Below are 947 nucleotides of genomic sequence, written 5' to 3'. Positions count from 1 at the left end.
AACCGCGCGGGCAGCCGCGTGATCGTGAAGGCCGACGGCGTCTATCTGTGGGACTCGGACGGCAACAAGGTCATCGACGGGATGGCCGGCCTCTGGTGCGTCAACGTCGGCTACGGCCGCAAGGAACTCGCCGACGCCGCGTATCGCCAGATCCAGGAACTGCCGTTCTACAACACGTTCTTCAAGACGACGCACCCGCCGGTGATCGAACTGTCGGCGATGCTCGCCGAAGTCACACCCGCGGGCTTCAACCACTTCTTCTATTGCAACAGCGGCTCGGAAGGCAACGACACCGTGCTGCGCCTCGTGCACCAGTACTGGCGCGTGCAGGGCAAGCCGCAGAAGAAGTACGTGATCTCGCGCAAGAACGGCTACCACGGCTCGACGATCGCGGGCGGCACGCTCGGCGGGATGGGCTACATGCACGAGCAGATGCCGTCGAAGGTCGAGCACATCGTGCACATCGATCAGCCGTATTTCTTCGGCGAAGCGCAGGCCGGCGAGACGCCCGAGGCATTCGGCCTCGCACGCGCGCAGCAGCTCGAGGCGAAGATCCTCGAACTCGGCGCGGAGAACGTCGCCGCGTTCATCGGCGAGCCGTTCCAGGGCGCGGGCGGCGTGATCTTCCCGCCGTCGACGTACTGGCCGGAAATCCAGCGGATCTGCCGCAAGTACGACATCCTGCTCGTCGCCGACGAAGTGATCGGCGGCTTCGGCCGCACCGGCGAATGGTTCGCGCATCAGCACTTCGGCTTCGAGCCGGACCTGATCACGATGGCCAAGGGCCTGACGTCGGGTTACGTGCCGATGGGCGCGGTGGGCATCCATGAGCGCATCGCGCGCCCGATCATCGACAACGGCGAATTCAATCACGGCCTCACGTACTCGGGCCATCCGGTCGCGGCGGCGGTGGCGGTCGCGAACCTGAAGCTGCTGCGCGACGAAGG

General features: G+C 65.7%; 1 protein-coding gene. It reads left to right on the top strand.

The annotated features are described in order from the left end of the window. Nucleotides 1-947 (top strand): aminotransferase (locus tag WS75_RS13155; RefSeq protein ID WP_059680839.1); only part of this gene is annotated, 947 nt, incomplete at both ends.

This window comes from Burkholderia sp. FL-7-2-10-S1-D7, from assembly GCF_001524185.1.
GTDB lineage: Bacteria > Pseudomonadota > Gammaproteobacteria > Burkholderiales > Burkholderiaceae > Burkholderia > Burkholderia diffusa.
Note: the sequence above shows the minus strand (reverse complement) of the source record. Positions and strands in the feature narration are given on the sequence as shown.